The 18,068-nt window shown below is 60.7% G+C and carries 15 protein-coding genes; 5 read left to right on the top strand and 10 right to left on the bottom strand.

The features are described from left to right. Window positions 1–3: 3 nt before the first annotated feature. The 4 genes from ACQZ5G_RS02045 to rpiA all read right to left on the bottom strand — a co-directional run bounded on the left by ACQZ5G_RS02045 (window position 4) and on the right by rpiA (window position 4,446). Window positions 4–1,380 (bottom strand): class II 3-deoxy-7-phosphoheptulonate synthase, encoded by a 1,377-nt coding sequence (locus ACQZ5G_RS02045; protein ID WP_448736832.1) that lies wholly within the window; start codon window positions 1,378–1,380, stop codon window positions 4–6. Window positions 1,381–1,628: 248 nt separating this feature from the next. Continuing rightward, window positions 1,629–3,017, bottom strand: coding sequence for a glutathione-disulfide reductase (gene gor, locus ACQZ5G_RS02040; RefSeq protein WP_448736831.1), 1,389 nt, complete (start codon window positions 3,015–3,017; stop codon window positions 1,629–1,631). A gap of 147 nt (window positions 3,018–3,164) precedes the next feature. Next, on the bottom strand, window positions 3,165–3,734 hold the full coding sequence (locus ACQZ5G_RS02035; protein WP_003524811.1) for a DUF2059 domain-containing protein: 570 nt from the start codon (window positions 3,732–3,734) through the stop codon (window positions 3,165–3,167). Between the two features lie 16 nt (window positions 3,735–3,750). Next, window positions 3,751–4,446 carry a ribose-5-phosphate isomerase RpiA gene (gene rpiA / locus ACQZ5G_RS02030; protein WP_448736830.1) on the bottom strand — a complete coding sequence of 232 codons (696 nt, stop codon included), beginning with the start codon at window positions 4,444–4,446 and terminating at the stop codon, window positions 3,751–3,753. A 190-nt stretch (window positions 4,447–4,636) separates the two neighbouring features. Between rpiA and ACQZ5G_RS02025 the strand changes: the two genes are divergently transcribed. Continuing rightward, window positions 4,637–5,338, top strand: a complete 702-nt coding sequence (locus ACQZ5G_RS02025; protein ID WP_448736829.1) for a phosphoglycolate phosphatase — start codon at window positions 4,637–4,639, stop codon at window positions 5,336–5,338. 67 nt (window positions 5,339–5,405) lie between these two features. Here the strand turns inward: ACQZ5G_RS02025 and ACQZ5G_RS02020 are convergent, their stop codons facing one another. Then, a complete protein-coding gene (locus ACQZ5G_RS02020) occupies window positions 5,406–7,355 on the bottom strand; it encodes a L,D-transpeptidase family protein (protein ID WP_458575390.1) in 1,950 nt (649 codons plus the stop codon). A 412-nt stretch (window positions 7,356–7,767) separates the two neighbouring features. Between ACQZ5G_RS02020 and fumC the strand changes: the two genes are divergently transcribed. Further along, window positions 7,768–9,159, top strand: a complete 1,392-nt coding sequence (fumC, locus tag ACQZ5G_RS02015) for a class II fumarate hydratase (RefSeq protein ID WP_448736828.1) — start codon at window positions 7,768–7,770, stop codon at window positions 9,157–9,159. Between the two features lie 118 nt (window positions 9,160–9,277). After that, complete coding sequence (locus ACQZ5G_RS02010; protein WP_155246281.1) at window positions 9,278–9,610, top strand: hypothetical protein; 333 nt, start codon at window positions 9,278–9,280, stop codon at window positions 9,608–9,610. A gap of 118 nt (window positions 9,611–9,728) precedes the next feature. Here the strand turns inward: ACQZ5G_RS02010 and ACQZ5G_RS02005 are convergent, their stop codons facing one another. The 4 genes from ACQZ5G_RS02005 to ACQZ5G_RS01990 form a co-directional block, all read right to left on the bottom strand. Continuing rightward, on the bottom strand, window positions 9,729–11,357 hold the full coding sequence (locus ACQZ5G_RS02005; protein WP_003524803.1) for a CTP synthase: 1,629 nt from the start codon (window positions 11,355–11,357) through the stop codon (window positions 9,729–9,731). A 159-nt stretch (window positions 11,358–11,516) separates the two neighbouring features. Further along, window positions 11,517–11,972 carry a preprotein translocase subunit SecG gene (gene secG / locus ACQZ5G_RS02000; RefSeq protein WP_003524802.1) on the bottom strand — a complete coding sequence of 152 codons (456 nt, stop codon included), beginning with the start codon at window positions 11,970–11,972 and terminating at the stop codon, window positions 11,517–11,519. A gap of 116 nt (window positions 11,973–12,088) precedes the next feature. Beyond that, a complete protein-coding gene (tpiA, locus tag ACQZ5G_RS01995; protein WP_003524801.1) occupies window positions 12,089–12,859 on the bottom strand; it encodes a triose-phosphate isomerase in 771 nt (256 codons plus the stop codon). 212 nt (window positions 12,860–13,071) lie between these two features. Beyond that, window positions 13,072–13,953 (bottom strand): alpha/beta fold hydrolase, encoded by an 882-nt coding sequence (locus ACQZ5G_RS01990; protein ID WP_448736827.1) that lies wholly within the window; start codon window positions 13,951–13,953, stop codon window positions 13,072–13,074. 225 nt (window positions 13,954–14,178) lie between these two features. On the opposite strand from ACQZ5G_RS01990, the gene parE reads away from it, so the two are divergent. Together parE and ACQZ5G_RS01980 are read left to right on the top strand one after the other, a co-directional pair. Continuing rightward, on the top strand, window positions 14,179–16,293 hold the full coding sequence (gene parE, locus ACQZ5G_RS01985) for a DNA topoisomerase IV subunit B (RefSeq protein WP_448736826.1): 2,115 nt from the start codon (window positions 14,179–14,181) through the stop codon (window positions 16,291–16,293). Between the two features lie 233 nt (window positions 16,294–16,526). After that, window positions 16,527–17,417 carry an NAD-dependent epimerase/dehydratase family protein gene (locus ACQZ5G_RS01980; RefSeq protein WP_448736825.1) on the top strand — a complete coding sequence of 297 codons (891 nt, stop codon included), beginning with the start codon at window positions 16,527–16,529 and terminating at the stop codon, window positions 17,415–17,417. 10 nt (window positions 17,418–17,427) lie between these two features. On the opposite strand, the gene ACQZ5G_RS01975 is transcribed toward ACQZ5G_RS01980, so the two are convergent. Further along, window positions 17,428–18,036: an ATP-dependent Clp protease proteolytic subunit gene (locus tag ACQZ5G_RS01975; RefSeq protein ID WP_059760116.1), complete on the bottom strand. Its 609-nt coding sequence runs from the start codon at window positions 18,034–18,036 to the stop codon at window positions 17,428–17,430. Between the last annotated feature and the right edge of the window lie 32 nt (window positions 18,037–18,068).

Here is an 18,068-nt window from a genome sequence, read left to right as displayed (position 1 = left end):
AGATCAGGCGTTGGCGATTGCCAGACGCTTCTCGTCGCGGCCGCTTTTCATGCGCTCGGACAGCAGGAAGGCCAGTTCCAGAGCCTGATCGGCATTGAGGCGCGGATCGCAATGGGTGTGGTAACGGTCGGACAGCGAATCCGCCGTCACGGCGCGCGCGCCGCCCGTGCATTCCGTCACGTCCTTGCCGGTCATCTCGATATGGATGCCGCCCGGATGCGTGCCTTCGGCGCGGTGGATCTGGAAGAAGCTTTCGACTTCCGACAGGATGCGCTCGAACGGACGCGTCTTGTAGTGGTTGAGCGTGATCGTGTTGCCATGCATCGGGTCGCAGGACCAGACGACCTTGCGGCCTTCCTTCTCGACGGCGCGGATGAGCTTCGGCAGGCTGTCCGCCACCTTGTCGTGGCCGAAACGGCAAATCAGCGTCAGGCGGCCGGCCTCGTTCGCCGGGTTCAGCGCATCGATCAGCTCGATCAGATTGTCAGGCGTCAGCGACGGGCCGCATTTCAGGCCGATCGGGTTCTTGATGCCACGGAAATATTCCACATGCGCATGGTCGAGCTGGCGCGTGCGGTCGCCGATCCAGATCATGTGGCCCGAGGTGGCGTACCAGTCGCCGGAGGTGGAATCGACGCGGGTAAGCGCCTCTTCGTAACCGAGAAGCAGCGCCTCATGACTGGTGAAGAAGTCGGTCTCGCGCAGGCTCGGATTGCTCTCCGCCGTGATCCCGATCGCCTTCATGAAATCCATGGTCTCGGAAATCCGGTCGGCCAGCTTGCGGTAACGGTCCGCCTGCGGGCTGTCCTTGATGAAACCGAGCATCCACTGGTGAACGTTTTCAAGGTTGGCGTAACCGCCCATTGCGAAAGCGCGGAGCAGGTTCAGCGTCGCCGCCGACTGGCGGTAAGCGTCAAGCTGGCGCTCCGGGTTCGGAATGCGCGAAGACTCGTTGAATTCGATGCCGTTGATGATGTCGCCGCGGTAAGACGGCAGCGTCACGCCATCCTGCGCTTCCACGTTGGAAGAACGCGGCTTGGCGAACTGACCGGCAATGCGGCCGACCTTCACGACGGGCAGCTGCGCGCCATAGGTCAGCACGACGGCCATCTGCAGGAAGGCGCGGAAGAAGTCGCGGATATTGTCCGCGCCATGTTCGGCGAAGCTTTCGGCGCAATCGCCACCCTGCAGCAGGAAGGCGTTGCCTTCCGCCACATTGGCAAGCTGCTTCTTCAGGCGGCGTGCTTCACCGGCAAAGACCAGGGGCGGATAGGTCGCAAGCGTGGCTTCCGTTGCCGCAAGCGCTGCCGCATCCGGATATTCGGGAACCTGCTGGATCGGTTTCTGCCGCCAGCTGCCGGGGGTCCAATTCTGTGCCATGTTCTCACCCTTTTCTCGCCCGCGCGACGTCGCGCGGCCGCCTCGAAAAATTGAGCGGCTTATAGCTCCAAGCATCGGCTTTGCATAGCCGATCCCCGAGCCATCCGGCTCATTCTGCCCGTTTTGCGCGCTCCAGACGCACAAAAGTCAATTCAAACGATTTAACAACCCCGCCGCCATTCGAAAACTTCGCTTTCAAAGGGCGGCAGGCTGATGCGGGCGGCGATTATATCACGCCTGTACCGGCGTTACACACGCTCGCCATTCACGACGCGATAGCTCGGCGAATACATCGTCACCAGCTCTTCGGCGGCTGTGGGATGAACCGCCATGGTGCGGTCGAAATCATCCTTGGTGCAGCCTGCTTTCAGCGTGATGCCGAGAAGCTGCGCCATCTCGCCCGCCTCATGGCCGAGAATATGCGCGCCGACGACCTTGCGGTCGGCGGCATTGACGATCAGCTTCATGATCGTCTTTTCCTGACGGCCGGAAAGCGTCGCCTTCATCGGCCGGAACTGGGCGCGATAGACTTCCAGTTCCGGATATTTCTTACCGGCCTCCTCTTCCGAAAGACCGACAGTGCCGATTTCAGGCTGCGAGAACACCGCCGTTGCGATCAGTTCGTGATCCGGCTTGGTCGGGTTGTTCTTGTATTCGGTTTCGATGAAGCACATGGCCTCATGGATTGCCACCGGCGTCAGCTGTACCCGGTCGGTGACGTCGCCCAGCGCGAAGATGTTCGGCACATTCGTGCGCGAATAATCGTCGACGACGATCGCACCGCGCGCATCCACCTTCACACCGGCATTTTCCAGACCCAGACCCTTGGTGTTCGGATCGCGGCCCAGCGCCAGCATGACCAGGCCGACATGCAGCGAGGCGCCCTGCTTGGTGCGTGCCACGAAACCGCCGGCGCCATCCTTGCTGACTTCCTCGATGATATCTTCCAGAAGGATGCGAATGCCCTTGGCCTCCATCGCTTCATGCAGGCCCTTGCGCATGTCCTGATCGAAGCGCGACAGGATTTCCTTGCCGCGATAGATCAGGGTCGTTTCGACGCCGAGCCCATGGAAGATATTGGCGAATTCCACCGCGATATAACCGCCGCCGGCGATCAGGATCGATTTCGGCAGCTCTTCCAGGTCGAAAGCCTCGTTGGACGAGATCGTCAGCTCATGGCCGGGCAGCGCCTTGTGCTCGTTCGGCGTGCCGCCAACGGCAATCACGATACGCTCGGCCGTGAAGGTCTTGCCGGTTTTCGTCAGCTTCACGGTATGGGCATCGACCAGTTCCGCCCGGCTATCGAAAATATCGGCCTTGACGTTTTCCAGACCCTTGCGATAGAGCCCTTCGAGACGGGTGATTTCCTTGTCCTTGGCCGCGATGAGCTTCTTCCACTCGAAGCTGCGCTCGCCGACGCTCCAGCCGAATCCTTCCGAATCCTCGAAATGCTCAGGGAATTGCGAGGCGTAGACGAACAGCTTCTTCGGCACGCAACCGCGGATGACGCAGGTGCCGCCATAGCGGTATTCCTCGGCGATTGCGACGCGCTTGCCGAGCGAGGCCGCCACGCGGCCGCTGCGCACGCCGCCGGAACCGCCACCGATGACGAAAAGATCGTAGTCATAAGCTGTCATAGTCAAAACCCCTGATCAAAACCGCCGTCCTCAGCCTCGAGACGGGCGGCGGCGCATTCACGGCACATATAGGTGCTGCGACGCACAAATGAAAAGCCCGGTCTTGCGGCCGGGCTTTGAATATTTCTGAATTGTCCGTTCACCCCATCAGGGCTTGGGAGCCGCGGGAGCGCCACCGGTGGCGTTCTGATCGGCCGGAAGCGGCTTCAGATCGGCGCCGGCAACCTTCTGCAGTTCCGACATGCTGGAAGCGTTGAGGTCGCGGTTGATGCCGGCTGCCCAGATATCGGCGGCCTTCATCAGCTCGCGCGTGGCGATCGGGCCGTCCTTCAGAAGCTTCTTGCCGGCTTCGCTGCTGTAAAAGGTGGAAATGGCGTTCAGCTCTTCGACGGTGAAGGCTCGCGCATAGGTGAGCGCTGCTTCGCGCTCCAGATCGGCGCGGCGCGGCGCAAGCTCGAGAGCCTTCGCATCGACGGTCTCGGTGATCGCATCCTGAACGTTCGGCGAAGCCTGAATGAGCTCGGCCTTCAGACGCTCCGCCAGACCCGGCAGAATGTCGTCGAAACGGTCGGTAACGCCAAGAGAGGTGATCGCCTGCCGTGCGGCAGCGATATGCGCTTCCGAAATTTCCTGAGCGCGTGCGGCAGTACCGAACACGATGCCGGAAATGAGGATCGAAGCAGCGGCAGCTTTGCCCAGTCCCGCTAGTTTGACCATGAAAATCTCGCTCCTGTTATACTGCCTGCATCACGCGGGCGCCTTCAGGACCCGCGATAATGGCAAGCGATGCCAAATTTATGAAAAGTCCGTGCTCGACGACACCGGGAATCGTGTTCAGCTCGCGTGCTAGCGCTTCTGCATCAGGAATACGGCCAAAAGATGCGTCGAGGATAAGGTGTCCGCCATCAGTCATGAAGGCGCCGTCGCCCGACGAACGCATCGCCAGCGTGCCGGAAAGCCCGGAACGCGACGCCAGTTTTTCGATGGCGATACGCGTCGCCACCTGGCCGAACGGGTTGATTTCGATGGGCAGCGGAAAGGCGCCCAGCGTCTCCACCACCTTGCTCTGGTCGGCAATCACGATCACGCGGGCGGATGCCGCCGCAACGATCTTCTCGCGCAGCAGCGCGCCGCCGCCGCCCTTGACGAGACGCAGCGCATGATCGACCTCATCCGCGCCGTCAATGGTCAGATCCAGTTCCGGCAATTCATCGAGAGATTTCAGCGGCACGCCAAGCTCGACGCAGAGACGCGCGGTGCGCTCGGATGTCGGCACGCCCTCGACTTTCAGACCGGCGGCGACCTTTTCGGCCAGAAGCCTGACGAATTCCTCGGCCGTCGAACCCGTGCCGATACCAAGCCGCATCCCATCCTGTACATGGGACAATGCGGCCTCGGCGGCCTTGATCTTCATCTGGCGGGCATCCATGTGCCTGAAACTCCGGTAACTTTGTCGTCGCCGTGCTGTTTACACGGGTCGAAAGCCAAACGAAAGCCTTTTTCAAGCCAACGAACAGAACGTTGTGACGCGGTTGCAAAGACAGGCCCGTTTGCCTAGGCTTGGCGGGAATGAAAGCACCGATACATCAGTTACACGCATTCCCGAGAGGCCAGTTCCCGTGACATCCCGCCCGCTCTCCCCGCTCGCCATTTTCGATCTCGACGGCACGCTGGTCGATACCGCCGCCGATCTGGTCTCGAGCCTCAACCACACTATCGCCGCAGCCGGGCTTGCTCCCGTCACCTATGACGACCTGACCCACCTCGTCGGCCAGGGCGCGCGGGTCATGATCAAGCGCGCCTTCGCGCTTCGCGAGACGGAACTGCCGGAAGCCGAAATCGAGCCGCTCTATGAGCGCTTCATCACCCATTACCGCGCCGAAATGCCCGGAGAAAGCCGCCCCTATCCCGGTATTGTCGATACTCTGGAGGCGCTTTCGGAAGCAGGCATCACGCTTGCCGTCTGCACCAACAAGACTGAAATCCTCGCTCTGCCGCTGCTCGAAGAACTCGGGCTGACACGCTATTTCGCCGCCATCACCTGCGGCGACACCTTCTCCTTCCGCAAGCCGGATGCCCGCCATATTCTCGGCACCATCGAAAAGGCCGGCGGCGACGTCCAGCGCTCCATCATGGTGGGTGACAGCATCAACGACATTCTCGCGGCAAAGAACGCCGCCGTGCCGTCGATTGGCGTCACTTTCGGTTATTCGGATGTGCCGATGGTTGAACTCGAACCGGATGTCGTGATTGACGATTTCACTGCGCTGACGCCGGCACTCTTCGAGAAGCTGATTAGCAAGGGCGCCGCTGCGGCCTGAAATGGGAGGCCGGTCTCCAAAACAAAAAAGCGCCGTCTCCGGCGCTTTTTTCTTGATGCTGTCCTAATCAGATCGATGCGGCCCGCGCCTTCGTCGTCACGGCGAACGCCTTCTGCACATAGCTGTCGCGGTCATAGACATCGTCGAAGAACTGCACCTTGCCGTCCTTGTCCGGCCAGGCGGTGAAATAGGCCACATAGACCGGAACCTTCTCCGGCACCTGCACGGCGCGGTTCTTGCCGGACGCGATCTGCTCGCCGACCTTGTCGACGCTGGTGCCGAGAACGGCGGCGGCCATGCGGCGCGGATCGACCAGACGGATACAGCCATGGCTCAGCGCCCGCATGTCGCGGTTGAAGAAGCTCTTGGCAGGCGTGTCATGCATGTAGATGGCATGCGCATTGGGGAACAGGATTTTCAGGTCGCCCAGCGCATTGTCGCTGCTCGGCGGCTGACGCACGGAAACGGCGTTGGTGGAGCCGTACCAGTTGACGCTGGTGGAGGAGACGGCACGACCGCCCACCTGCACTTCGTAACCCAGCCGGTCGAGATAGGACGGATCGCGGCGCAGCTTCGGCAGCATCTCGTTGACGATGATCGACTGCGGCACGCCCCAATAGGGGTTGAACTCGACGGTCTGGATTTCGTCCTGGAAGAAATAGGTCTGGTTGGCCTTGGAGCCGACGACCACCTTCATGCCGAACTGTTCCACGCCATCATTGTGGTAATAGGCCATGAAGGCGGGCTGGTTGATAAAGACATAACGCTGGCCGAGATCGGCCGGCAGCCAGCGGACCTGCTCCATCGCCACCTGCACCTTGGCGATCTTCGCGTCATTGCTTTCGCCGACCAAGGCGCGCACGGTGGCGCGGCCGATGACGCCATCGGGCTTCAGACCGTTCTCGCTCTGGAACGCCTTCACCAGATCGACGAGATCGGGCGTATAATCCGGCGTCTGCTGGTAAGCGGAAATGGTCGCGGCATGCTCGGCCTTGAAGGCGGGCGAAGCGCGATGTTCGATGGCCTTGACGACATTGGCCATATCCGCGCTGCTGTTGCCGGGCTTCAGCACCAGATCGGCAGGAACGCGGACGACATGCGCCGCATCGCCCTCACCGCGCAGGCGGGCAAGCTCCGCCTTCAGCGCCAGATATTCGGCGCTCGACGGTTCGCGGCTGCGCAGATAGGCGGCGACATCGGGGCTCAGGCCCGCAAGCTTCAGCACGGGTGCGAGGTTCACCGTCTTGCGCTTGAAATCGTGATAGCCGGAAAGCCGGTTCGGATCGACACGGCCACGGGCCGTATCCTGCACATAGGCGAGAACCTTGGCGGAAAGCGCCAGCTCGAACTGCATCTGCGCCCGCTGATAGGCGTCGGACACGGGCGCCGAGGCCGTCTCCACCGGCGTACCGGTCGCAGCCGCACTGGAAGCGTTACTGATGCTGGCCGTCACATCCTTTGCCGGTGGCGAAATGCTGTAATCGGCCGGATCGAGACCGCTTTCTCCGACCGTCTCGAGAAAGGCGATGACAGCATTGGCGCGCGCGGTCAGCTCGCCTTCCGAAATCCAGAGCGTCTTGCCGCCGGCGCCGTAATAGGCTTCCAGCGCCTTGGCGATCTCGGGGGTGGCGCTGAATTTCAGATTGGCAAGGCCTTCACCGAAATTCGCCGTGTTCACCGCACGGGCCGTATCCGCCTTGTAGTCGTAATAGCGCGGGCCGGAAACACGCGGCAGCGGCTCGGGATCGGAAGCATCCGCGCTTTGACCTGCGCTCGATCCGGGGGGCGAGGTGACGATGCCGGCCGGCGGCAACTCACCGCGATCACGCGCGATCTTGCCAGGGCCGCCGCGCAGGAGGTCCATCAGCGTTACCGCACCGGCGCTGCCGGGAAGAGCGGTGGAAACGGAAAGACCGAGAGCCAGCACCAATGCTGCCGATGTTTTTCCAGATGTGACTTGCAATTTGATCCTCGTAGCACCCAGCACCGCCAGCGAAAGGGCGGGCATCAGTTTCATGCCTGTCTAGCCGATCGACGGCCCGTTGAAAAGAAAACGCGAAAAGGCCCACAACCGTGCCGAAATGAACCTTATGATACAGCCAAAACCGTAAAAACGTAATTTCCAGAATTGGCGAGAATGGTTAAATTTCCATTTATTTCATTTACTTTGCCCTGCCCCGCCAGACCTTCCGGGCACCCCGGAAAGCCCGGTTTTCCGGCCATTTCGCGTCGTAGTAAAAATGACACGCCGGCGCCTTTTTCATCCCGCGCCGCGCCATACGGCGAAATCGCTTTTGCGCGGCGGGAAATATCTGCCTCCGCTGCATTGCAGCGCTTTCATTGCCGGCGCGATGATTCTATATATCGGCCGCGCAAGGCGGGCGAAGGCGCCGTTTTGGCGGAGGAAAACGAGTAAAAAGGCAAGATTGATGACAGCCACACGGACGGAAACCGATACATTTGGACCCATTGAAGTTCAGGCCGATCGCTATTGGGGCGCGCAGGCGCAGCGCTCGCTCGGCAACTTCAAGATCGGCTGGGAAAAGCAGCCCGCCTCTGTCGTTCGCGCGCTCGGCATCGTCAAGCAGGCCGCAGCCCGCGCCAACATGGCGCTCGCAGGCCTCGACCCCAAGGTCGGTGACGCCATCATCGCCGCCGCGCAGGAAGTCATCGACGGCAAGCTGACCGAGCATTTCCCGCTCGTCGTCTGGCAGACCGGCTCCGGCACCCAGTCCAACATGAACGCCAATGAGGTTATTTCCAACCGCGCAATCGAGATGCTCGGCGGCGAAATGGGCGCCAAGAAGCCGGTTCATCCGAACGACCACGTCAATATGAGCCAGTCCTCGAACGACACCTACCCCACCGCGATGCACATCGCCTGCGTGGAAGAGATCGTTCATCACCTGCTGCCGAGCCTCAAGCACCTGCACAAGGCGCTGGAAGCCAAGGTCAAGCAGTTCGAGAAGATCATCAAGATCGGCCGCACCCACACGCAGGATGCAACGCCGCTGACGCTCGGCCAGGAATTCTCCGGTTATGCCGCGCAGGTCGCATCCGCCATCGCCAATATCGAAACCACCCTGCCCGCGCTCTCCAAGCTCGCCCAGGGCGGCACCGCCGTCGGCACGGGCCTCAACGCCCCCATCGGCTTCGCCGAAAAGGTCGCCGAGGAAATCTCCAAGATTACCGGCCTGCCCTTCGTGACCGCGCCGAACAAGTTCGAGGCGCTCGCCTCGCACGATTCCATGGTCTTCTCGCACGGTGCGATCAATGCGGCTGCGGCTGCGCTCTTCAAGATCGCCAACGACATCCGCTTCCTCGGCTCCGGCCCGCGCGCCGGTCTCGGCGAATTGTCGCTGCCGGAAAACGAACCCGGCTCGTCGATCATGCCCGGCAAGGTCAACCCCACCCAGTCGGAAGCGCTGACGCAGGTCTGCGCCCACATCTTCGGCAACAATGCAGCGCTTTCCTTCGCCGGTTCGCAGGGCCACTTCGAGCTCAACGTCTATAATCCGATGATGGCCTACAACTTCCTGCAGTCGGTCCAGCTTCTGGGCGACGCCGCCGTCTCCTTCACCGACAATTGCGTCGTCGGCATCGAAGCCCGCGAAGACAACATCCGGAAGGGCGTCGAAAACTCGCTGATGCTCGTCACTGCGCTGAACAGCAAGCTCGGCTACGACATCTGCGCCAAGATCGCCAAGACCGCGCACAAGAACGGCACGACGCTGCGCGACGAGGCCGTCGGCGGTGGATACCTCACCAACGAGGAGTTCGACCAGTATGTGCGCCCGGAGAACATGATCGGGCCGAAGTAAGCCTGTTTGAATCGTGCTGAAATGAAAACAGGCCTTCGGGCCTGTTTTTTTGGGGGGCATGAGGGGTGCGACGATGGCGCTCAGACTCCACAGAACTTCAATCTGAGCGGGGATAACATTGAAATATACGGGCATTATCCTGATTGCCGTAATGGCTCTAGCGTCGTGCAATACACTTGGACCCTACAACACCCCAGAGATACGCCGCGTCGCGTCAACCGGGAGCGCATTAGGCAAATGCTTGCAGCGGACCGCAAAGTCGTTTCTTGTTTCAAACAAAAATCCGCAAAAAGTCGCTTCAATGCTTGATAACGCATGCATGTCGGAACGAAAGGCAGCGTTGGATGCCAAGCGTGCGGCAGGTTTGCCGGTGAGCTATTTCGATTATGGAAAAGGGCGACACGAAGTCTCATTATATTGGGCGCACAATGCACAGTGGATTCAAGAATAAGCGGACCACAACCAAAAACCTCTGTGTAAAGAGGTCAGTATCTGAAACTCATGGCGGCAATCTTTAATGCACAATAAAAAGGGCCGCTTTCGCGACCCTCTTCGTATTCTGCAAACCGTCAAACCAGCCGGCTCTGCTCCACCGCTGCTTCCACGAAGCTGGCGAACAGCGGATGCGGGTCGAGCGGACGGCTCTTCAGTTCCGGGTGGTATTGCACGCCAATGAACCACGGGTGATCGGGATATTCCACCGTTTCCGGCAGGACACCATCCGGAGACATGCCCGAGAAGACCAGGCCGCATTCTTCCAGCCGGTCCTTGTAATCCACATTCACCTCATAGCGGTGGCGGTGGCGCTCGGAAATATCCGTGGTGCCGTAGATTTCGGCAATCTTGGTGTCTTTCTTCAGCGCCGCCTTGTAGGCGCCGAGACGCATCGTGCCGCCGAGATCGCCCTTGGAGGAGCGCTTCTCCAGCTCGTTGCCCTTCACCCATTCGGTCATCAGACCGACGACCGGCTCGGACGTCGGGCCGAATTCAGTCGAAGAGGCATTTTCGATGCCGGCGAGATGACGGGCCGCTTCCACGACCGCCATCTGCATGCCGAAGCAGATGCCGAAATAGGGCACGTTGCGCTCACGCGCGAACTGCGCCGCCATGATCTTGCCTTCCGAACCGCGCTCGCCGAAGCCGCCGGGCACCAGAATGCCGTTGACCTTTTCGAGATAGGGCGTCGGGTCTTCCTTTTCGAAGACTTCCGACTCGATCCATTCCAGCTTGACCTTGACGCGGTTAGCGAAACCACCGTGATGCAGCGCTTCGATCAGCGACTTATAGGCATCCTTGAGGCCGGTATATTTGCCGACGATCGCAATGGTCACTTCACCTTCCGGCGTACGGATACGGTTGCAGACCTCTTCCCATGGCTCCAGACGCGGCTTCGGCGCAGGCTCGATGCCGAAAGCGGCCAGCACTTCCGAATCGAGACCTTCCTTGTGGTAGGCAATCGGAACGTCATAGATATTCGCCACATCCAGCGCCTGGATGACAGCGGAAGGACGCACATTGCAGAACAGCGAAAGCTTGCGGCGTTCCGCTTCCGGGATTTCCCGGTCGGCACGCACCAGAAGAATGTCGGGATGAATGCCGAGCGCCTGCAGTTCCTTCACGGAATGCTGGGTCGGCTTGGTCTTCAATTCGCCGGCTGCCGGAATATAGGGCATCAGCGTCAGGTGAAGATAGATCGCCGTGCCGCGCGGCAGGTCGTTGCCGAGCTGACGGATCGCTTCCATGAACGGCATCGCCTCGATGTCACCCACCGTGCCGCCGATCTCGCAGATGACGAAGTCGTAATCGTCATTGCCTTCGATCACGAAATCCTTGATCTCGTTGGTGACATGCGGAATGACCTGAACCGTTGCGCCGAGATAATCGCCGCGCCGTTCCTTGTCGATGATGTTCTTGTAGATGCGACCGGTGGTGATGTTGTCGGTCTTGGTGGCCGAACGCCCGGTAAAGCGCTCGTAGTGGCCAAGGTCGAGGTCCGTCTCGGCACCGTCATCCGTCACGAACACTTCGCCGTGCTGTGTCGGGCTCATGGTGCCGGGATCGACGTTCAGATAGGGGTCGAGTTTACGAAGCCGCACCCGATAACCACGGGATTGCAACAAAGCTCCGAGTGCTGCCGCGGCGATGCCCTTGCCTAGAGAGGAGACCACGCCGCCTGTGATGAATACATATCGCGCCATGGGATTCACCGGATACCTTTTTACCTCTGATTCCGCCAGCCCAAATTTCATGCTTTCGAAAATTCGCTGTTGACGAATTTGCGATGGGTCAGGCCGGAATGCGAACAAAAGAAAACCGGCAGGCTTTTGGCCTGCCGGAGCGTTAAATCAAAACCGGGCTTATTGACCGGTCGGAACTGCGTTCGGATCGGCGGGCTGCGCCGGGGCCGGAGCGGCCGTGCCGGAAGCGGCCGGAGCCGGGGTCGTCTGAGCCGGTGCGGCTGCACCATTGGTCGGAACGCCATTCTCAGCCGGAGCGGGCGTCGACGGCGTCGTCGCCGGGCCGAGCGTATCGAGAATGCCGTTACCCTGGCCCTGCGTGGCCGGAATACGGTTCAGAATATCGGTCGGGCGCGATTCGTAGCGCGTCAGGAGACCGAGGCCGAGCGAGGTCGCGAAGAACAGCGCGGCAAGGATCGCCGTGGTGCGCGTGAGCGCATTGGCCGTTCCGCGCGCGGACATGAAGCCCGAACCGCCGCCGATACCGAGGCCGCCGCCTTCGGAGCGCTGGATCAGGACCACGCCGACAAGCGCCAGCACGATCATGAGGTGAATAACAATCAAAACGGTCTGCATGACAATCCATTCCATGCCCCGCGCGGAGCACTACAAAGAAGGTTTCGCGGCTCTTTACATGAGGCGAAGGCTTATTCCAAGCCCCTTTCCCGCCATCTGTAACAGGAAAACCTGTCTCAGGCCGTCAGTTGCTCGTATGCCGCATAGATGGACAGGAAGTCTGAAGCTTTCAAGCTCGCGCCGCCGATCAGCGCGCCATCCACGTTCTCGACGCCCATCAGTTCCAGCGCATTGGCGGGCTTCACAGAGCCGCCATAGAGGATGCGCATGGTCTTGCCGGCGTCGCCGAAGCGCTTGACGAGTTCGTCGCGCATGAAGGCGTGGGCCTCGCGCACATCGTCCACGGTGGGCGTCAGACCCGTGCCGATCGCCCAGACGGGCTCATAGGCGATGACGGTATTTTCGGCGGTCGCCTCGTCCGGCAGGGAGCCGGCGAGCTGGCGCTTGAGGATATCGAGCGTCTGGCCCGCCTTGCGCTCATCCGCCGTCTCGCCGATGCAGACGATGGCGATAAGATCGGCCTGATGGGCGGCAACGGCCTTGGCGCGCACCAGATGATCGGTCTCGGCATGGTCGGTGCGGCGCTCGGAATGACCGACGATGACATGGGTGCCGAAGCAGTCGGCGATCATCTCGGCGGAAATATCGCCGGTATGCGCGCCGGAGGCGTTCTGGTGGCAATCTTGTCCGCCGATCATCAGCGGGCTGTCATCGCACAGCGCCGTTGCCACGTAGAGCAATGTCGAGGGCGGGCAGATCAGCGCGTCCACCTTTTCGGACAGCGCGCCCTTGACGCCCTCTGCCATGGCCTTGATCTGATCGAGCGAGGCACGGGTGCCGTTCATCTTCCAGTTTCCGGCAACAAGCGGTCGAACATTCGGCGTCATGCGTATCCCATTCCCTTTGTCTTGGGGCCGCCTGTGGCGGCGCCCCTTCCCTCAGCCGTATCACGGCCCATAATCGCGACAGAAACACTGCCGGAAATCCCGGGATATTCCTTTAACCTCAGCCGGAAACAAATGGTACAAAAAAGCGGCCGAAAGGTTCAAAACGACGGGCAATTTCTAAAAATTTGCCGTTACTGACCCAAATCGACGCCTCAACGGCTCAAAATCCAGTTCAAAACCGCCCGCCAGTCGGTCATGCGCACGGGTGTGCCGTGGCTGCCGGTCTCATACCGCGTGAACCGCGCCGGCTCGCCGGCCTTCAGCAAAGAGCGGAAGATGCTTGCCTGCTGATCCGCCGAATAGACCTTGTCGGCGCTGCCATGGGTGAACCAGACAGGCTTCTTCGTCCTGGCAAAGACGCTTTTCGGAAAATCCGGATCGACCGCACCGCCGAGGATCGCCATGCCCTTGAGATTGGCGACAGCTGCCTTGTCGCGGCTGATGCCGTAGCAGATGAAACTGCCCATCGACGCACAGGTCAAAATGACAGGCTTGCCGCCCGATTTTTTGGCCGCATCGGCAATCAGTGCCGCGATATCGGCAACGCCGTTCTCATCGAAGGAGCGCACGCTCGGCGCATAATAGGTGCCGCCATTGGCGACGGCCAGATTTTTCAGCCGGTTGAAATTGCCGCCGAAGGTGTAGTCGTTCATGCCGAGCCGCCGGTCGCCGCCGCGTCCATGGATGAAGATGACCGTGAAGGCCTGCCCGTTCGCCGGCCCGACGCGGCCGACCTCAAGCGCCCTGCCCTCAACGGAAACGGTTTCGAGCGCCTGCGCCTTCTTCGGCGTCATATCGACATATTGCCGTTTCACCCGCCGCTCCGGCACCTCGTCGCGGCCGTTGATATCGCGCATTTCCTGATAATCGATCACCTCGGACGCGCCGCCATCGCCGGTGGAAAGCACCGTCTGGACGGAAAACAGCTCATCCTTGAAGGGACGCAACGGCCCATCGGAGGCGAAGGCTGCAACCGGCATGGCCGCAACAGTCAGGCTGAAAAGAGTACAAAACGTGAAATGAGCTGTGGACATGCCTTGGCTAACCGTTCATTCGTGGCTGCGAGACTTGCCATTGCAACCTCGCCAGCGCAATCCTCCTGTTGCGAAACCCTGACACAATCGTGGCATAGGATGCGCCGCGTTTGCCAGACGGACCCACTTCAAATCGGACGGGAACCGCGTTTGGCGTTATGATTGACACTACTGGCATAATGATTCGCATGGCGAAATTCTGACACACGCTTTTGAACTTTGGACATGATGGACGACAGCAACGATCTCTTCTCCGGTCTTCCGGCAGCACGAAACAGCGATACGGAAACGAACGAGGACGCCGCAAAGACGCCGGTGGCCGCGGCCGCCAACGTGCCCGCCAACGCGAATGTGCAGCCGAAACCCGCAGCCGTTGCGGCCGTGACGCCGCCCGCCCCCGTATCACCATCCGGTGACGACTACGGCGCGTCCTCGATCCGCGTGCTCGAAGGGCTGGAGCCGGTGCGCATGCGCCCCGGCATGTATATTGGCGGCACCGATGAGAAGGCACTGCACCATCTCTTCGCCGAAGTCATCGACAACTCCATGGACGAGGCCGTCGCCGGCCACGCCAATTTCATCGAGGTCCATCTCGACGCCGAAGGTTTCCTGACGGTCACCGACAATGGCCGCGGCATTCCGGTGGAAAACCACCCGCAGGTGCCCGGCAAGTCGACGCTCGAAGTCATCATGACCAAGCTGCATGCCGGCGGCAAATTCGACGGCAAGGCCTATGAGACATCGGGCGGCCTGCACGGCGTCGGTGTTTCCGTGGTCAATGCGCTGTCCGATCTTCTCGAAGTGGAAGTGGCCCGTAACCGCAAGCTTTACCGCCAGCGTTTCTCGCGCGGCCTGCCGATCGGTCCGCTGGAAGAGCTGGGCGACGTGCACAACCGTCGCGGCACCCGCGTGCGTTTCCATCCCGATCCGCAGATCTTCGGCGATCACGCCAAGTTCGAACCGGCCCGCATTTTCCGCATGGCCCGCTCCAAAGCCTATCTCTTCGGCGGCGTCGAAATCCGCTGGAGCTGCGATCCCGGCATGGTGCCGGCCGGCGGCGAAATCCCCGAAAAGGCCGTATTCCATTTCCCCGGCGGTCTGAAGGATTATCTTGCCGCCACGCTCGGCAAGGAATTCACCGTCACCCGCGAGATTTTCTCCGGCCGCACCGAAAAGACCGGCGGCCATGGCGCGCTGGAATGGGCCGTCACGTGGTATGGCGGCGACACGCAGATCCATTCCTATTGCAACACCATTCCGACGCCCGAAGGCGGCACGCATGAGGCCGGTTTCCGCATTGCGCTCACCAAGGGCCTGAAGAATTACGCGGATCTGACGCAGAACAAGCGCGCCAAGGACATCACCACCGATGACGTGATGATCTCCGCCGCCGGCATGCTCTCCGTTTTCATCCGTGAGCCGGAATTCGTCGGCCAGACCAAGGACAAGCTCGCAACCGTCGAGGCTCAGCGCATCGTCGAGAACGCGCTGCGCGATCCCTTCGACCATTATCTCGCCGGCAATCCGGGCGAAGCGGCAAAGCTGCTCGACTGGGTGATCGAGCGCGCCGAAGAGCGCCTGCGCCGCCGCAAGGAAAAGGAAGTCAACCGCAAAACCGCTGTGCGCAAGCTGCGCCTGCCCGGCAAGCTCGCGGACTGCGCCCAGAACACGGCGGAGAATGCCGAACTTTTCATCGTCGAGGGTGACTCGGCAGGCGGCTCGGCCAAACAGGCTCGCAACCGCGCCAATCAGGCCATCCTGCCGCTGCGCGGCAAGATTTTGAACGTCGGCAGCGCCAGCCGCGAAAAGCTCTCCGCCAACCAGCAGATCGCCGATCTCATCCAGGCACTCGGCTGCGGCACGCGCACAAAATATCGCGAAGAGGATTTGCGCTATGAGCGCATCATCATCATGACCGATGCCGATGTCGACGGCGCCCATATCGCCTCGCTGCTCATCACCTTCTTCTATCAGGAAATGCCGGAACTCATTCGTGGCAATCACCTGTACCTTGCCGTGCCACCGCTCTACGTCATCCGTCAGGGTGCCAAGAGCGCCTATGCCCGCGACGACGCCCACCGTGCCGAGCTGATGGAAACCGTCTTCAAGGGCAAGAAGGTCGAAATCGGCCGCTTCAAAGGCCTCGGCGAGATGATGGCCCAGCAGCTGAAGGAAACCACCATGGATCCCGAAAAGCGCACCCTGCTACGCGTCGAGATCGACGATGTGGATTTCGAAGGCACCCGCGAGGCCGTCGACAATCTGATGGGCACCAAGGCCGATGCCCGCTTCCGTTTCATTCAGGAACGGGCGGCATTCGCGGATAATCTGGATATCTGATCGTCCGGATGGGTTTTGGGACGGCTCGCCCAGCTGCCGTCAGATTGCGGAGAAAGTACCCAACGCTCTCTTCCGTCATGCTCGGGCCTGTCCCGAGCATCTGCAACGTCTCGATTTTACTGGACGTGATTAGATCCTTGGGACAAACCCAAGGATGACGTCGCGTATGAGGGCAGGTTACGATCCCCCTCAATGGGCCTCGTATTAGATATGTCGATGGGGAGCGGAACATCATGCGGATAGTGCTGACGGGCAGTTCCGGTCGGGTCGGCCGCGCGATTTTCAGTGCGGTGGCCAGCAGGCACGATGTCACCGGCATGGATCGCTCACCCTTCTCCACCACCCATATCGTCGGCGATTTTGCGGACGAAGCACTGTTACGTTCCGCTTTCGAACAGGCGGATGCGGTAATCCATACGGCAGCGCTCCACGCTCCGCATGTCGGCATCGTCCCGGAAACGGAATTCCAGCGCATCAATGTCGAGGGAACCCGCATGGTGGCGGAAGCGGCGATGGCGGCGGGCGTGCCGAGGCTGGTCTTCACCAGCACCACGGCGCTTTACGGACATGCGGTTTCTGAAGGAACCTGCACCTTCATCGATGAAGAAACGCCGCCCCGGCCGAAAAGCATCTATCACCGCACCAAACTCGAAGCCGAGCAGATGCTGGAGGGAATGGCAGGCCCACATCTCGCCGTGCGCGTGCTTCGCATGTCCAGAAGTTTCCCGGAGCCCGCCGACGTGATGGCGGCTTACCGGCTGCATCGCGGCGTCGATATCCGCGATGTCGCCGATGCCCATGTGCTGGCGCTGACCAATGCGGGAGACGATTTCCAGCGCTATATCATATCGGCAACCACCCCGTTTTCCGCCGATGACTGCGACAGCCTCGCCAAGGATGCCGCTTCCGTTCTCCGGCAGCGGACCCCGGCCCTCGCCGACGCTTTCACGCAAAGGGAATGGGCGCTGCCGGCAACGATTGACCGGATCTATTCGCCCGCCCGCGCCGCAGAGGGTCTGGGCTGGACATCCCGCTTCGGTTTCGGCGAGGTACTTGCACAATTGGACCGGCGCAGTCTGGAGGCCCTGCCTGTGGGCGCCAATATCAGCAGGAAATCCGAATAAGCGTCCGGCCTTATGCCGCGACATCCTCACGAATGCCCAGAATGCGATCGATCAGGCCCCATTCCAGAGCTTGCTCCGCCGTCATGAAAAAATCCCGGTCCATGGCCGCTTCGAATTTTTCATAGCTGTGTTTGCAATGTTCGGAATAAAGCCGCGTCATGCGGTGCTTCGTCTGCTTCATCTCTTCGGCATGGATCAGCATGTCCGAAGCCTGCCCTTGAAAACCGCCCAGCGGTTGATGAATGTGGATGCTGGCATTGGGAAGAGCGCTCCGCTCGCCCGGTTCACCCGCCATCAGCAGAAACGATCCCATGGAGCGGGCCGTTCCCATGCAGAGCGTATGAACCGGCGCGCGGATATAATGCATGGTGTCATACATGGCGAGACCGCTGGTCACCACACCGCCCGGCGAATTGATATAGAGATGGATCGGCTTCTTCGGGTTTTCCGCCTCGAGAAACAGCAATTGCGCGCAGACCAGCGCCGAAACCGCATCGTTCACCTCACCGTTGAGGAAGATGATCCTTTCCCGCAACAGCCGGGAATAGATATCGAAAGACCTTTCTCCCCTTGACGATTGTTCGACTACCATAGGGACGAGTTGCATCGCTTCGCGCATCGGCGAACTCCTGTCGTTGAAATGTCGGGGAA

It is taken from the genome of Agrobacterium sp. 22-214-1 (assembly GCF_053522465.1).
Note: the sequence above shows the minus strand (reverse complement) of the source record. Positions and strands in the feature narration are given on the sequence as shown.

Bases quoted from the DNA above. Each gene is read 5' to 3' on its own strand.
- ACQZ5G_RS02045 (WP_448736832.1), bottom strand. From the start codon at position 1,380: ATGGCACAGAATTGGACCCCCGGCAGCTGGCGGCAGAAACCGATCCAG.
- tpiA (WP_003524801.1), bottom strand. From the start codon at position 12,859: ATGACGCCGAATGTTCGACCGCTTGTTGCCGGAAACTGGAAGATGAAC.
- fumC (WP_448736828.1), top strand. From the start codon at position 7,768: ATGACAGCCACACGGACGGAAACCGATACATTTGGACCCATTGAAGTT.
- secG (WP_003524802.1), bottom strand. From the start codon at position 11,972: ATGCAGACCGTTTTGATTGTTATTCACCTCATGATCGTGCTGGCGCTT.
- ACQZ5G_RS01980 (WP_448736825.1), top strand. From the start codon at position 16,527: ATGCGGATAGTGCTGACGGGCAGTTCCGGTCGGGTCGGCCGCGCGATT.
- parE (WP_448736826.1), top strand. From the start codon at position 14,179: ATGATGGACGACAGCAACGATCTCTTCTCCGGTCTTCCGGCAGCACGA.
- ACQZ5G_RS02020 (WP_458575390.1), bottom strand. From the start codon at position 7,355: ATGAAACTGATGCCCGCCCTTTCGCTGGCGGTGCTGGGTGCTACGAGG.
- rpiA (WP_448736830.1), bottom strand. From the start codon at position 4,446: ATGGATGCCCGCCAGATGAAGATCAAGGCCGCCGAGGCCGCATTGTCC.
- ACQZ5G_RS01975 (WP_059760116.1), bottom strand. From the start codon at position 18,036: ATGCGCGAAGCGATGCAACTCGTCCCTATGGTAGTCGAACAATCGTCA.
- gor (WP_448736831.1), bottom strand. From the start codon at position 3,017: ATGACAGCTTATGACTACGATCTTTTCGTCATCGGTGGCGGTTCCGGC.
- ACQZ5G_RS01990 (WP_448736827.1), bottom strand. From the start codon at position 13,953: ATGTCCACAGCTCATTTCACGTTTTGTACTCTTTTCAGCCTGACTGTT.
- ACQZ5G_RS02005 (WP_003524803.1), bottom strand. From the start codon at position 11,357: ATGGCGCGATATGTATTCATCACAGGCGGCGTGGTCTCCTCTCTAGGC.
- ACQZ5G_RS02035 (WP_003524811.1), bottom strand. From the start codon at position 3,734: ATGGTCAAACTAGCGGGACTGGGCAAAGCTGCCGCTGCTTCGATCCTC.